This is a genomic window from Bradyrhizobium sp. URHA0013 (genome assembly GCF_000518345.1).
Lineage (GTDB): Bacteria > Pseudomonadota > Alphaproteobacteria > Rhizobiales > Xanthobacteraceae > Bradyrhizobium.
In genome coordinates this window covers 894766-908634 of sequence record NZ_KI912426.1, presented here as the reverse complement: position 1 = coordinate 908634, position 13869 = coordinate 894766, and the positions used below count along the sequence as shown (strand labels likewise).

The 13869-nt window shown below is 64.9% G+C and carries 12 protein-coding genes; all 12 read right to left on the bottom strand.

Features of this window, described 5'->3' with window-relative positions; translation table 11 throughout:
- Positions 1 to 103 precede the first annotated feature (103 nt).
- Entirely contained in the window at positions 104 to 1039 is a 936-nt protein-coding gene (locus N551_RS0124860; protein WP_027569200.1) for a carbohydrate kinase, read from the bottom strand.
- A 5-nt stretch (positions 1040 to 1044) separates the two neighbouring features.
- Positions 1045 to 2691 (bottom strand): FGGY-family carbohydrate kinase, encoded by a 1647-nt coding sequence (locus N551_RS0124855; protein WP_027569199.1) that lies wholly within the window; start codon positions 2689 to 2691, stop codon positions 1045 to 1047.
- Positions 2692 to 2729: 38 nt separating this feature from the next.
- A complete protein-coding gene (locus tag N551_RS0124850) occupies positions 2730 to 3503 on the bottom strand; it encodes an SDR family NAD(P)-dependent oxidoreductase (RefSeq protein WP_027569198.1) in 774 nt (257 codons plus the stop codon).
- Between the two features lie 39 nt (positions 3504 to 3542).
- On the bottom strand, positions 3543 to 4550 hold the full coding sequence (locus N551_RS0124845; RefSeq protein ID WP_027569197.1) for an ABC transporter ATP-binding protein: 1008 nt from the start codon (positions 4548 to 4550) through the stop codon (positions 3543 to 3545).
- Between the two features lie 16 nt (positions 4551 to 4566).
- Entirely contained in the window at positions 4567 to 5397 is an 831-nt protein-coding gene (locus N551_RS0124840) for a carbohydrate ABC transporter permease (RefSeq protein WP_027569196.1), read from the bottom strand.
- Positions 5398 to 5400: 3 nt separating this feature from the next.
- Complete coding sequence (locus tag N551_RS0124835) at positions 5401 to 6273, bottom strand: carbohydrate ABC transporter permease (RefSeq protein WP_027569195.1); 873 nt, start codon at positions 6271 to 6273, stop codon at positions 5401 to 5403.
- Positions 6274 to 6363: 90 nt separating this feature from the next.
- Positions 6364 to 7677: a sugar ABC transporter substrate-binding protein gene (locus tag N551_RS0124830; RefSeq protein ID WP_027569194.1), complete on the bottom strand. Its 1314-nt coding sequence runs from the start codon at positions 7675 to 7677 to the stop codon at positions 6364 to 6366.
- A gap of 315 nt (positions 7678 to 7992) precedes the next feature.
- Positions 7993 to 8943: a sugar-binding transcriptional regulator gene (locus tag N551_RS0124825; RefSeq protein ID WP_027569193.1), complete on the bottom strand. Its 951-nt coding sequence runs from the start codon at positions 8941 to 8943 to the stop codon at positions 7993 to 7995.
- Positions 8944 to 8951: 8 nt separating this feature from the next.
- A complete protein-coding gene (locus N551_RS0124820; protein WP_027569192.1) occupies positions 8952 to 9617 on the bottom strand; it encodes an HAD family hydrolase in 666 nt (221 codons plus the stop codon).
- Positions 9618 to 9690: 73 nt separating this feature from the next.
- Positions 9691 to 11607 carry a nitric oxide reductase activation protein NorD gene (locus tag N551_RS0124815; protein WP_027569191.1) on the bottom strand — a complete coding sequence of 639 codons (1917 nt, stop codon included), beginning with the start codon at positions 11605 to 11607 and terminating at the stop codon, positions 9691 to 9693.
- A gap of 10 nt (positions 11608 to 11617) precedes the next feature.
- The gene (locus N551_RS0124810; RefSeq protein ID WP_027569190.1) at positions 11618 to 12430 is read right to left on the bottom strand and encodes a CbbQ/NirQ/NorQ/GpvN family protein; all 813 of its coding nucleotides are present in this window, start codon (positions 12428 to 12430) and stop codon (positions 11618 to 11620) included.
- Positions 12431 to 12489: 59 nt separating this feature from the next.
- On the bottom strand, positions 12490 to 13836 hold the full coding sequence (locus N551_RS0124805) for a cbb3-type cytochrome c oxidase subunit I (protein ID WP_027569189.1): 1347 nt from the start codon (positions 13834 to 13836) through the stop codon (positions 12490 to 12492).
- Positions 13837 to 13869 lie beyond the last annotated feature (33 nt).

Genomic DNA, 13869 nt, shown 5'->3' with positions numbered 1-13869 from the left:
GGATGCGCGGACCTTGCCAGCGTGCACCGATCCTGTCCATTTCGGCTTGCGCATGGCCGCTGGCCACCGAAACAACTCGGAAGTGCGGCGAGGTCTGCCCTAGCTACCAGCTCCAGGTGACCTCATGGCTCCAGGGCGGATCGGCACCGCGACGGGTGCAGGTGAGACCGGCGCAATTGGCGGCAAAGAACAGTGCACGGCGAAGCTCGTCTGCGCCGATATCCTTCAATTGCTGTCGAGGGAGACGTCCCTGCTTGTGCAGGGCGAACAACAACGCCGCCTGAAAACTGTCGCCCGCGCCGATGGTGTCGGCGACCACGACTTTGGGCGCGGCGACCTCGATCTGCCCTGCCCCCGCATGCCACGCGATCGCGCCGCTGTCGCCACGGGTGATGACGACCAGGCTCGCGCCCCCCGCGAGCAGCGTGCTCGCACGCTGGTAATACGGCTCGTCGCCGAACAAATAGGCAAAATCGACGTCCGACATCTTGATGAGATCGGCGCTGGCCGCAAACGCGGCCATGCGCGCGAGATAAGCCGGTTTGTCCTTCACGAGGTTGGGTCGGCAGTTCGGATCAAAGGAGATTGTCGAGGACGCCCGCGCGTCCGCGATCAGGGCCTTGGTCTCGGTCGCGCCCTGGTCGTTAACGAGTGTGGTCGAGCCGACGTGGAGAACTTCGATCGCGTCGAAGGGAATGGAGCCGCGCTGGTAGACCCAGTTCCGCGCCGCCGTCTCGGCATCGTAGAACGCGTAATGCGACTCGCCCGCGACAATACGAACGAAAGCGAGCGTGGTCTGGTGATCGCTGCTTGTGGCGAGACCGAGCTCTACATTGGATGCAGCGGCGTGGTCGGTGATCATGCGCCCGAACATGTCGGTCGAGATTCCGCCGACAAAGCCGGTCGGCGCGCCGAGCCGCGCCATACCGATTGCGACGTTAAGGCAGGAGCCGCCGACCGCCGGCATCACCGCTTCGCGCCCGTCGGTGTTTCGCGTCGGGACGAAATCGATCAGCGCATCGCCGCAGGAAATCAGCATCCGTCTCACCCTCTCGCGATGTCGCGCATCGCGACGCGGCTGCCGCGATCGACCTCGCGCAGCAGCTTGTAGACCTCGCGCTTGCGGGCGTGAAAGGCGGCGATGTCGGGCGTGGTCGGCTCGCTCTTGCGTCCCAGCGCCGACATCTTTGCCATGGTCTCGCCGATCGAGGCATAGGCGCCGCCGGCGACTGCGCCGAGCATGGCAGCGCCGAGCAGCACGGGTTCTTTGGTCTGCGGCAGCGCGACCGTGAGGCCGGTGGTGTCCGCCATGACCTGCCGCACCAGCGGACTGCGGCTGGCGCCGCCGCCCATGATCATGATGCCGGAATGGACGCCATGCGCGGCAAAGGCCTCGATCACCTCGGCAAGCCCATAGGCGAGCCCGCACAGACCGGCGACGAACAGCCGTTCCATCGAGGCGATGCCGGTGTCGAGATCGAGGCCGGCGATCACCGCGCGCGTGTCAGGGTCGGCGTAGGGCGAGCGGTTGCCGATGAATTCAGGAAGTACATGGACGTCGCTGGCCAGCAGCGCGGCACGGCTGGCGCCGCCTGCGCGCGCGATGATGCGGCGCTCGAGGAACTCGATGAGGTCGAGGCCCTCGCTGCGCGCCGCCGCGCTCGCCTCGGCGTGGCCAGGATGCGACTTGAGAAGATGGTCGATCGCAGCGCCCGCAGCCGACTGCCCGCCCTCGTTGAGCCAGAAATTCGGCACCATGCCGGAATAGTAAGGACCCCACACGCCCGGCACGAAGCACGGTTCTTTCGTCGTCGCCATGATGCAGGCCGACGTTCCCATGATGTAGGCGAGACGGTCGGAGACATCTGTCGCGCCGTCCGATTCATCGCGCCCGCCGATCGCCCCGATGCCGCCGGCATGCGCGTCGATCAGGGACGCTCCGACCGGTGTGCCCGCTGACAGGCCGAGATCGGCCGCGGCAGTGCGGGAGAGACCTGCGCCCAGGCGCGTACCGGGGGCGACGATCTCGGTGCCGATCCGGGCGTATTTCTCGTTGACGAAATCCGACAGGCCGATGCGCTTGAAGAATGGCGCGCTCCAGCCGCCGCCGTCGTGGGCGAGATAGTTCCATTTGCAGGTGACCGTGCAGGTCGAGCGCTGAAGCGAGCCGGTTGCGCGCCAGGTCAAGTAATCCGCCAGATCGAAGAAGTGCCCTGCAGCATCGAAGCTCGCGCGCATGTGCCGCTTCAGCCACAGCAGTTTCGGCATCTCCATCTCGGGCGAGATCGAACCGCCGACATAGCGCAGCACGGCATCACCGGTTTCGTTGATCAGCCGCGCCTCGGCCGTGGCGCGGTGATCCATCCAGACGATGACGTTGCGCTGCCTGTCGCCGGAGGCGCTGACGGTGAGCGGTTCGCCTTGCCGGTCGAGCACCACGAGGGAACAGGTGGCGTCGAAACCGATACCGCCGACGCTGTCGGGCGCGATGGCAGCTTCCGCCATCGCGGCCCGCACCGACGCAGTGCAAGCGTCCCAGATATCCTGGGACGATTGTTCGACGATGTCGCCGGCCTCGTGCCATATCCTGATCGGATGCCGTGCGATCGCCAGCAAGGTGCCCGCCTCGTCGAACACCCCTGCCCGCGTGCTCGTGGTCCCTACATCGATGCCGATATACGCTCGCGGCATTGTCGCCCCCGGAAGCTCTCGTCAGTTTTGACGCAAGCCTACCAGCAAGTGTAGCCGCCATCCACCAGCACGATGCTGCCGGTCATCAGGCTCGCGGCTTCGGAGGCCAGGAACAGCACGACGGAAGCGATCTCATCGACCTGCCCCATCCGTGCCATCGGGGTTCCACCGATCCAGGCGTCGTACATTCTTGGATTGCTTTTCACGAAGGCGTTGAGCGGCGTCTCGATATAAGTCGGCGCCACCGCGTTGACGCGGATGCCACGCGTGCCCCATTCGGCGGCGAGCGATTTCGTCAGATGATGCACGCCGGCCTTGGACGCATTGTAGAAGCACTGCTCCTGCGGTTTGTTGACGATGAAACCGGACATCGATCCGACATTGACGATGGCGCCGCTCCTGGCATTGAGCATGTGCTTGCCGAACTCGCGGCAGCACCAGAAGGTGCCGTTGAGATTGACGTCGATGACGTTGAGCCAGTGCTCGTCGGTCACGGTCTCCGCCGGCGTCTCGCTGCGGGCGATGCCGGCGTTGTTGACGAGGATGTCCACCTTGCCGTGGCGCGCGACGAGGTCGCTCGCCACTTCCGCCACGCGCTTGGTATCGGTGACATCCATGATCGCCGTCTCGGCGTCGAAGCCTTTCGCTTTCAGCTCGGCTTTCGCGCTGTCGGCGACTCTGCTGTCGCGGTCGCCGATGACGACCCTGGCGCCGGCTTCAGCCAGCGCTTCGGCGCAGGCGAGCCCGATCCCCTGCCCGCCGCCGGTGATGAACGCGGTCTTGCCGTTCAGCTTGAACTTTTCCAGGTACATGTTGCTCTTCCGCTTCTTGCCGCTTCTTGCCGTTTCCTGTCAGTTCCGAATGGCGTTGCCGCTCGCGTCGAAGCGATGGATGCGCGCGGGCTCCGGCACCAGCGACACATGATCGCCGGCATGCAGGCTCAATTCACCGATGTAGCGCGCCGTCAGCATGCCGAGCTGTCCGGCATCGACATAAAGGAAGGTGTCGCTGCCGAGGTGCTCGGCCACCGCGATCGTTCCCTGCCAGCCGCCGGCACCGTCGCGTTCGATCTTGAGATGCTCCGGCCGCACCCCGATCGTCGCCGCGCCCTTCTGCAGGGCGTGCTCGCCGGTGACGAAGTTCATCTTCGGCGAACCGATGAAGCCGGCGACGAAGAGATTAGCCGGCCTCTCGTAGAGCTCCAGCGGCGAGCCGTATTGCTCGATCTTACCGCCGTTGAGCACCACGATCTTGTCGGCCATGGTCATGGCCTCAACCTGGTCGTGGGTGACATAGATCGCGGTAGTGCCGAGCTGCTTCTGGAGCCGCGTCACCTCGATGCGCATCTGGACGCGCAGCGCCGCGTCGAGGTTGGAGAGCGGCTCGTCGAATAAAAACGCCTTGGGCTCGCGGACGATGGCACGCCCGATCGCGACGCGCTGGCGCTGGCCGCCGGAGAGCTCGCGCGGCTTACGGTCGAGATAGGGCGTGAGGTTCAGCGTCGCGGCGGCGGCCTCGACCTTGCGGTTGGTCTCGTCCTTGGAAAGACCCGCCATCTTCAGGCCGAAGCCGATGTTGCCGCGCACGCTCATATGCGGATAGAGCGCATAGGACTGGAACACCATTGACAGCCCGCGTTTGGCGGGCGGCGTGTCGACCACGTTCTTGCCGTCGATCAGGATCTTTCCGCCCGAGACGTCCTCGAGCCCCGCGATGAGCCGCAAGAGCGTGGTCTTGCCGCAGCCTGAGGGACCTACGAACACCACGAAGGAGCCGTCGGCAATCTCGAGGTCTGCGCCCTTGATGATGTGCACGGGGCCGAAGGATTTCTGCACGTCCTGAAGTGTGATCTGACCCATGATCCGGCAGCCCTTCCTACTTTACCGCGCCAAAGGTGAGCCCGCGCACGAGCTGCTTCTGGCTGAACCAACCGAGGACAAGAATGGGCGCGATCGCCAGCGTCGACGCCGCCGACAGCTTTGCCCAGAACAGCCCTTCCGGGCTCGAATAGGACGCGATGAACGTGGTGAGCGGCGCAGCGTTCGAGGTCGACAGATTGAGCGTCCAGAACGCCTCGTTCCAGGCCAGGATCAAGTTCAGCAGCATGGTCGATGCGAGTCCCGGGATTGCCATCGGCGTCAGGACATAGACCAGCTCGCGGCCGATGGTGGCGCCGTCCATGCGCGCGGCTTCCAGGATGTCGCGCGGGATCTCCTTGAAATAGGTGAAGAGCATCCAGATCACGATCGGCAAGTTTCCCAGGCACAGGATGAAGACGAGGCCGATGCGGGAATCGAGCAAGCCGAAGGACTTGTAGATCAGGTAGATCGGCACCAGCACGCCGACTGGCGGCATCATCTTGGTCGAGAGCATCCAGAGCAGGATGTCCTTGGTGCGTTTGGTCGGCGAGAACGCCATCGACCAGGCGGCGGGGATCGCGATCAGCAGCGCGATCAAGGTCGAGCCGCCGGCGATGATGATCGAGTTCATCGCGTGGAGGAAATAGTCGCTGCGCTCCTGGACCGTTGCGTAGTTCTCGGTGGTCCAGTGGAAGAACAGGAAGGACGGCGGAATCGCGAAGGCCTCAAGTTCGGTCTTGAAGCTCGCCAATACCATCCAGAGGATCGGGAAGAAGATCAGGAAGCCGAAGAACCACGCCCCGATGGTCGAGACCACCACCCGCTGCCTCGTCGCTATCCGCGCCATGTCTCAAGCCTCCAGATTGCGGCCGACGATGCGGACCAGGAAGAAAGCTACGACGTTGGCGATCACGACGGCGACGAGGCCGCCCGCCGAGGCGGTGCCGACATCGTATTGGATCAGTGCCTGCGAATAGATCAGGAAAGCGATGTTGGTGGTCGACAGTCCCGGACCGCCGCCCGTGGTGACGTAGATTTCGGCAAAGACGGTGAGCAGGAAGATCGTCTCGATCAGGATCACCACCGTGATGGGACGCGCGAGGTGCGGGAGCGTAATGTAGATGAAGGTCGAGACCGCGCTGGCGCCGTCCATTTCGGCGGCCTCCTTCTGCTCCTCGTCGAGCGACTGCATCGCAGTGAGCAAAATCAGCGTCGCGAACGGCAGCCATTGCCAGGACACGATCAGAATCACCGCGACCAGCGGCGCGTCGGTGAACCAGTCGATCGGCGTCAACCCGAACAGCGACGCGATCCAGGCAAACAGCCCGGACACCGGATGCATCAACAGGTTCTTCCAGACCAAGGCGCTCACCGTCGGCATGACGAAGAACGGCGCGATGACCATCAGCCGCACGATGTTGAGGCCGATCACGGGCTGGTCGAGCAGCAGCGCCAGCGGAATTCCGAGCAGGACAGTCAGCGCCAGCACCGAGCCGACCAGCACCAGCGTGTTCTGGAGTGAGGCGAGGAACGCGGGATCGGTCAGGAAGTAGCGGAAATTTTCCAGCCCGACGAACGATTCCGAGCCGGGATCGAGCAGGCTGTAATGCAGCGTCGAGAAATAGATCGTCAACGCCAGCGGGACGATCATCCAGATGAACAGCAGCCCGACGGCCGGCGTCAGGAGCGTCCGTGCGAGAAGCTGCGTCTGCCGGGTTGCCATTGTTGGCTTCTCCGCTTGCGGGAAGAAGGCGGCCATCCATCCTTAGCGGTGGATGGCCGCAAGTCTGAGCTCAGGAGGGAGAGCTCGAGCTCACTTGATATAACCCGCGCGCTTCATCTCGCGCTCGGTTGAGGATTGCGCCGCGGTGAGCGCGGCATCGACCGTCATCGATCCCGCAAGCGCGGCCGAGAACTGCTGGCCCACCTGCGTGCCGATGCCCTGGAATTCGGGGATCGCCGCATATTGCACGCCGACGTAGGGCACCGGCTTCACCGTCGGCTTGTTCGGATCGGCGGCATCGATCGAGGCCAGCGTCAGCTTCGCGAACGGGGCGACCTTCAGATATTCAGGGTTTTGGTAGAGCGAGGTTCGGGTGCCCGGCGGCACGTTGGCCCAGCCCTCTTTCGCGGCGACGGTCCTGGTGTAATCCTTGCTCGTCGCCCAGGCGATGAACTTCTCGGCGGCTTCCGCCTTCTTCGAACCGGCGGGGATTGCGAGATTCCAGGCCCACAGCCAGTTGGCGTTCTTGCCGAGCCCGGTGTTGGGCGCCATCGCAAAGCCGACCTTGTCGGCGACCTTGGAGTCCTTAGGGTTGGTGACGAAGGACGCCGCGACGGTGGCGTCGATCCACATCGCGCACTTGCCGGCATTGAACAGCGCCAGGTTCTCGTTGAAGCCGTTCGAGCTCGCGCCGGGAGGGCCGGCCTGCTTCATCAGGTCGACGTAGGTCGTGAGTGTCGCCTTCCATTCCGGGGTGTTGAACTGCGGCTGCCACTTCTCGTCGAACCAGCGTGCGCCATAGGAATTGGCCATGGCGGAGAGGAACGCCATGTTCTCGCCCCAGCCGGCCTTGCCGCGGAGGCAGATGCCGTAGACGCCGGTGCTCTTGTCGGTGAGCTTCTTGGCGGCGTCGACGACGAAATCCCAGGTCGGCTTTTCCGGCATCTTGAGGCCGGCCTTGTCGAACAGGTCGGTGCGGTACATCACCATCGAGCTCTCGCCGTAGAACGGCGCGGCGTAGAGCTTGCCGTCGACGGAGACCGCATCCTTGATCTTGGGCAGGAGGTCGGCGACGTCGTAGTCGGCGCCGAGATTCGCGAGCGGCACCAGCCAGCCCTTCTTGGCCCAGATCGGCACCTCGTAGGTGCCGATGGTGAGGACGTCGAACTGGCCGCCCTTGGTGGCGATGTCGGTGGTGACGCGCTGGCGCAGCACGTTCTCCTCAAGCGTCACCCATTTGACCGATATATCGGGGTTCTTCTTGGTGAATTCAGCCGTCAGCCCCTGCATGCGTATCATGTCGCCGTTGTTCACGGTGGCGATCGTCAGGGTGGTTTCGGCCATCGCAGGGACGGCCAGCAACAGGCAAGACGCGCCGCAGACGGCGCCGAGGACGTGTTTCACGGTGACCTCCCTAGGATCGCGCTCTTGAGCATATGCCCACGCGTTGGGCGTATGTTCGACTGAGGGCGGGCCGTTGTCAAGCAGGCGCAAAGCTGTTCTCGCAACTTATGAGTGCTGCGGTGCGGGAGATGGACTGAGCTCTCGTCTCACACTCAGTGTCTTGCCCCGCGAAAGCGGGGCATCCAGTACGCCGTGTCGTCTATTGGTTTGCCCTAAGAGGAGCCGCGGCGTACTGGATCGTCCGCCTGCGCGGACGATGACAGTGTGGTGTAGGAAAAGACCGCCTGCCTCGCCAGCGCGAAGAGCGAGCCTGCCTCAGCGCTCCAGAATCGCCGTTGCGGTCGCCTCGTCCGTGATCAGCCCGTTGATCAAGCGTCCATTCAACGCCGCCGCGATCGCCGGCACCTTGGCGGCACCGAGCGCGGCGCCGATCGTCGTGGTCTTCGCGGGCACTTCCGGCGGGATGCTGGTCAGGCGCCTGTTGGTGCCGGCCTTCAGCAGGCGGCCCTTGGAATCATAGGCCCAGCCGGTGATCTCGCCGATTGCCCCTTGCCGCATCATCTCGAACAATTCGTCGCGGGTGACGAAGCCGTCGACATGGACCTGCGCCTTCTGGTCCATCTGGCCGATGCCGACGAGGCGTAAATCCGCCTTGGCCGCGACCGCCTTCACCTTCGCGATCGGCTCGATCCGGACCATCTTGTTGCGCTCGTCCTCGGACGACATCAGGAACGGCAGCGGCATCGGATAGTGCCGTGCGCCGGTGCGGTCGGCGAGCCGGCCGACGGTGTCGTAGAAGCTCGCAGAACCGTCGGCGGAGATGTTGCCGACCAGCGAGACGATCTGGTGATTGGGCCGGTCGATCGGCGTGACGCGCTCGACCGCGGCGCGCACGGCGCGTCCCGTGCCGAGCGCGACGATGACGGGGGTCTCCGAACGCAGGGTGGAATCGAGCAGGTTGGCGCAGCGTTCGGCAATGCCCGCTGTGGCCTGCGGTGCGGCGGAATCTGCCGGCACCACCTCGCAATGGGTAAGCTCGAAACGCTCCTTCAGACGCGCCGCCAATTCCATGCATGCGGCGATGGGATGTTCCAGCCGGAAGGTGATGAGCCGTTCGGCGAGACACAGCGACACCAGCCGCTGCGCCGACGCGCGCGACACCTGGAGCATCTTCGCGATCTCGTCCTGGGTGTGACCGGCAATGAAATACAGCCAGCCGGCACGCGCGGCGTCATCGAGCCTGGTCTTTTCGTTCTCGGCGGCCATGGCGGGCGTCAGGCGTCCTTCCAGAAATCAATCATGCGCGCGAAGACCCGGTCGGCCCCCGCACCCGACAGTATAGCGTGCCCGTCGCGTCCGCGATAATGGCTGCCGCCGGCAAATCCCCAAACCATCATGCCGGCCGCCTTACCCGCCAGCACGCCGCTCGCACTGTCCTCGATCACCAGCGTGCGCGCGGGTTGCGCGCCCATCTGCTCGGCCGCGTGGAGAAAGAGATCGGGCGCCGGCTTGCCGTGCCTGACCATCTGCGCGGTGTAAATCCGGTCGCCGAAATGCGCCCGCAGGCCGGTGACGTCAAGGGAGAGCGCGATACGGTCGATGTCGCTGGACGAGGCCACGCAGAATGGTGTCCGCAATTCCGATACCACGGCGGCAACACCCGCGATCGGCTGGAGTGATCCGGCGAACGTGCTCAACACATGCGACTTCAAGCGCGGCAGAAAGCCGTCCGGCACGACCTGCCCGAGATCCCGATAATGCTGCTCGACCGCTTTGGTGCTGCGTCCGAGAAAGAGTTCGAGCGCCTGCTCCGGGCTCAGCGCGAGGCCGCATTCGGCCAGCACGTCGGACAGACACCGACAGCTCAACAGCTCACTATCGACCAGCACGCCGTCGCAGTCGAAGATGATCAGATCGGGTTTCGGCCGGCCCTGGTCCATCCCGCCATTCGATCATATACCCATAGCATGGGCAATAGCTCACCAGAGACGGAAGGCCGCACCCTTTCCCGGATCAGTGCGCCACCTGCCGGTAGATCGCCGGCAGCGCCGCGGGCAGTCGGCGGATATTACCGACGATGGCGTAGCCGCCACGCCCGAACAGCGTCGGGAAATAGGATTGCGCGGTTGCGTCCACCGTGACGCCGAAGGCGGCGATGCCGAGCCGGCGCGCCTCCTGCACCGATTTGCGGGTGTCCTCGACCGCGAAGCGGCCTTCGTAGTGATCGACATCGTTCGGCTTCCCGTCGGTGAGGACAAGCAGCAGCTTCTTGCGCTGCGGCTGACGGGCGAGCTCGGCCGAGGCGTGGCGCACCGCCGCGCCGATCCGCGTGTAGTAGCCGGGCTTCAGCGCACCGATACGACGCTCCACTGCCCCGCCCATCGGCTCGCCGAAGGCTTTGACAGTTTCGAGCCGCACCCAGGACCGTCGGCGGGACGTAAAGGTCAGGATGCTGTGGTGGTCGCCGCAGGCCGACAGGCCGTGCGCGAGCACGAGCAGTGCCTCCTTCTCGACGTCGAGCACGCGATGGCCCTCGACCCAGGCGTCCGTCGAGAGCGAGACATCGACAAGCAGCGTGACGGCGAGATCGTGCCCCTGCGGGCGCATCGCGACATGGATACGATCGAGACCGCCGCCGCTGCCGGCGCGAAGATCGCACCGCGCGCGCACGAGCGCGTCGAGGTCGAGGTCGTGTCCATCGGCCTGGGCGCGCATCAATTCGCGGCGCGGCCGCAAGATCTCGAAGCGCCGCCGCACCTGACGGATATGCCGGCGCATGGACTCGTCGGGCGACCAGGTCTCGCCGGTCTCGGACGCGGCGCCCGCGAGCACGTGGCAGTGATCGGGCAGGTAGGAGCTGCTGCGGTAGTCCCATTCGGGATAGGTGAGATCTGCGTTCAGCGGCGAGGCATCAAGGGCTTCCGGCGGCAGGTCGAGATCGAATTTGAGCCGGCTCGCCGGCTTGCCGCTGCGACGACTGAGCGTGATCTCCTCGAGATCGTCGGCGGCCTTCTGCGCGTCCTCGTCCTCGTTTTCGTCGGCCGGACGGTCGACATTGACCATCTCGGCCATCGCGAGGATCTTTTCGAAGCGGTTGAGCACGAAGGGATCGCGGCGATTGGCGTTGTTTTCGCGCTCGCGTACGGCAAAGCGCTTGCGATTGTCCTGGGTCGCGGCCCCCGCGCCCGGCGCGCACGCGTCGTGGCCCGCATGCGCGGGCGAAAGCTCGCGCGTCCAGCAATCGCCCCAGAGCGGACACGGCAGGACCGAGCGATAGCCCGGCGGCGCTTTGTCCGGCAGCGGACCTGTTCCCATCATCGCCGGCCACAGCCGGCCCGCGGGCGCCTTTCCGGCCCCGAGCAAGGCGAGAGCGATCTGCTCGATCTCCTGCTCGAGACGCGGCAACGGACGTCGCGGCCGAGCCTCGGCCATTGCTGCAGCGAGCTGCGCGTAATCGGCGGCGAGCCCGGGAAACTGCGTGAGCACAAAGACCGCCGTCTCGCTCACCCGGCGCAGGACCAGAAGGTCCCGCCGCAGCGGATCATGCTCCGTGATCGTCTCGATCGGAGCGACCGCGAACCACGCCGCAAGCCAGCGATAGAGGCATGCGTTGAGGCCGCGGTCGGCGAATATCGCGATGCGATCGGGGAGGAAGACGGTCGCGGCGTCGCGGCCCGGCTGTTCGAGACGTTCGTCTCCAAGGCCGATGCGCTGCCGCCAGCCGAGCCGATGGCCCGCTCTGCGTGCGCCTGCGCTTGCGATCTGAACACCCGTCTCGCCCCCAAGCGCACGGAACATCACCGCGAGCCGGCCTCTCACTTCTGCGAGCGCGACCGCGTGATCATCGTGAACCGGATAGCTCGCGGTGCCGCCGACCATCCGGTGCCAGGCACGGCCGACCGTCTCCTCCAATTCGAGGAAGTCGAGCATGGAATCGGCCTCACCCAATCACGGCGCGCGTGACATCCAGCAGCGCCGCCTTGACGTGGGAATCGTCGGTCAGCGGCTCGACCATGCCGGCGAGCACGGCATCGGCGATCGAGACTCCCGCCGCAATCAAGGTCGCGCAATACACCACGAGCCGGGTCGAGACGCCCTCCTCCAGATCATGCCCCTTCAGCGCCCGCAGACGTCCGGCAAGCGCGACCAGCGGCCGTACGCGATCCGGTGGCAGCCCGCTCTCGGCCGACACCACCGCAATCTCCTGCTCGGCGGGCAGGAAGGCGAACTCGATGGCGACGAAGCGCTGCCGCGTCGAGGGCTTCAACGCCTTGAGCAGGGTCTGGTAACCGGGATTGTAGGAGACGACGAGCATGAAGCTCGCGGGAGCAACGAGCTCCTCGCCGGTTCGCTCCAGCGGCAGGATACGGCGGTCGTCGGTGAGCGGATGCAGCACGACGGTGACGTCCTTGCGGGCTTCCACCACCTCGTCGAGATAGCAGATGCCGCCCTCGCGGACCGCGCGCGTCAACGGACCGTCGGTCCACACGGTGTCGCCGCCCCTCAGCAGATAGCGGCCGGTGAGATCGGCGGCGGTGAGATCGTCGTGGCAGGCGACGGTGTGCAGCGGCAAGCCCAGCCGTGCCGCCATATGCGCGACGAAACGTGTCTTGCCGCAACCGGTCGGCCCTTTCAGCAGGACCGGGAGCCGGTGCCGCCAGGCATGCTCGAACAGCACGCATTCGTTGCCGCTTGCGACATAGGCCGGTAGCGCGGGTGCCGGCGCGGCCAAGGCGTGAAGAGCTGCTTTCATGATCTCTCTCCGAAAATGTCTGAAGCGGCGGCCGCGATGAAACGCGGCCGCCTTCACGCTTACTCGGCCGGCTGCAGCGCGGCGGGAATGGTCGCCCGCCTTTCGCGGCCGGGCACCAGCACCGCCCAGACGAACATCAGCGCGGAGATCGCGACGAACACACCGGAGCCGAGCCGCACCCAGTAGAAGAAGGCGAGCTGGTCCTGCACGTCCATGTAGCCCTGACCGAGCACGCGCTGGAGATGGACCTGGACCACGCCGGCAAAGGTCAGCGCGAATGTCATGGTCATCATGGCCGTGCACATGATCCAGAAGCTCGTCATGCTGAGCCACTGGTTATAGGGCGCGCGTCCCTTGATCTGCGGGATGGCGTAAGCCATCACGGCAAGATTGAGCATCACATAAGCGCCGAAGAAGGCGAGATGGCCGTGCGCGGCGGTGACCTGGGTGCCGTGGGTGTAGTAGTTCACCGAGGACAGCGTGTGCAGGAAACCCCAGACGCCGGCCCCCAGGAACGCCATCACCGAACAGCCGACCGACCACAGCAGTGCGGCGCGGTTCGGATGCTTGCGGCCGGCCTTCCAGGTCATCTGCACCGTGAAGATCACCATCGTGAAGAACGGCGCGACCTCGAGCGTCGAGAACAGCGAGCCGATCCACTGCCAGTAGCCGGGCGCGCCGATCCAGTAGAAATGGTGGCCGGTGCCGAGAATCCCCGAGAACAGCGCGAGGCCGATGATGACGTAGAGCCACTTCTCGACCACCTCGCGATCGATGCCATTGAGCTTGATCATGAGATAGGCGAGCACGGAGGCCATGATCAGCTCCCAGACACCCTCGACCCAGAGATGGACGACGTACCACCAGTACATCTTGTCGACGGCGAGGTTCGCCGGATTGTAGAAGGCGAACAGGAAGAAGATCGCAACGCCCCACAGGCCGAACAGCAGGATGTTGGTGACCGTGGTCTTGCGCCCCTTGAGCGCGGTCATGGTCACGTTGAACAGGAACATCAGGCAGACGACGACGATGCCGACCTTGATGATGAAGGGCTGCTCAAGGAACTCGCGGCCCTCGTGGTAGTGGAAGAGATAGCCCACCACCGCGACGCCCGCCGCGCCAAAGAACATCCAGAACTGGATCTTTGCGAGCAGCGGGCTGTACAGCTCGGTCTCGGTTTCCTCAGGCAGCAGGAAGTAGGTCGCGCCCATGAAGCCGATCAGCGACCACACGATCAGCGCGTTGGTGTGGATCATCCTGACGATGTTGAACGGCAGCAGCACCGATAGCGTGTTGGGCAGGACGTACATGGTCCCGGCGAGGAGGCCGAACAGGACCTGGGCCAGGAACAGGGTCAGCGCGCCGTAGAAATACAGCATTGCGACTTTCTGGGTTTGATATTTCATCTTGGATTCTCTCTGTCTTGAAAGAGGAAAGCG

Excerpts from the sequence above, each read along its gene's own strand:
- N551_RS0124820 (WP_027569192.1), bottom strand. The coding sequence starts at position 9,617 with ATGGACCAGGGCCGGCCGAAACCCGATCTGATCATCTTCGACTGCGAC.
- N551_RS0124825 (WP_027569193.1), bottom strand. The coding sequence starts at position 8,943 with ATGGCCGCCGAGAACGAAAAGACCAGGCTCGATGACGCCGCGCGTGCC.
- N551_RS0124835 (WP_027569195.1), bottom strand. The coding sequence starts at position 6,273 with ATGGCAACCCGGCAGACGCAGCTTCTCGCACGGACGCTCCTGACGCCG.
- N551_RS0124855 (WP_027569199.1), bottom strand. The coding sequence starts at position 2,691 with ATGCCGCGAGCGTATATCGGCATCGATGTAGGGACCACGAGCACGCGG.
- N551_RS0124850 (WP_027569198.1), bottom strand. The coding sequence starts at position 3,503 with ATGTACCTGGAAAAGTTCAAGCTGAACGGCAAGACCGCGTTCATCACC.
- N551_RS0124845 (WP_027569197.1), bottom strand. The coding sequence starts at position 4,550 with ATGGGTCAGATCACACTTCAGGACGTGCAGAAATCCTTCGGCCCCGTG.
- N551_RS0124810 (WP_027569190.1), bottom strand. The coding sequence starts at position 12,430 with ATGAAAGCAGCTCTTCACGCCTTGGCCGCGCCGGCACCCGCGCTACCG.
- N551_RS0124840 (WP_027569196.1), bottom strand. The coding sequence starts at position 5,397 with ATGGCGCGGATAGCGACGAGGCAGCGGGTGGTGGTCTCGACCATCGGG.
- N551_RS0124815 (WP_027569191.1), bottom strand. The coding sequence starts at position 11,607 with ATGCTCGACTTCCTCGAATTGGAGGAGACGGTCGGCCGTGCCTGGCAC.
- N551_RS0124805 (WP_027569189.1), bottom strand. The coding sequence starts at position 13,836 with ATGAAATATCAAACCCAGAAAGTCGCAATGCTGTATTTCTACGGCGCG.
- N551_RS0124860 (WP_027569200.1), bottom strand. The coding sequence starts at position 1,039 with ATGCTGATTTCCTGCGGCGATGCGCTGATCGATTTCGTCCCGACGCGA.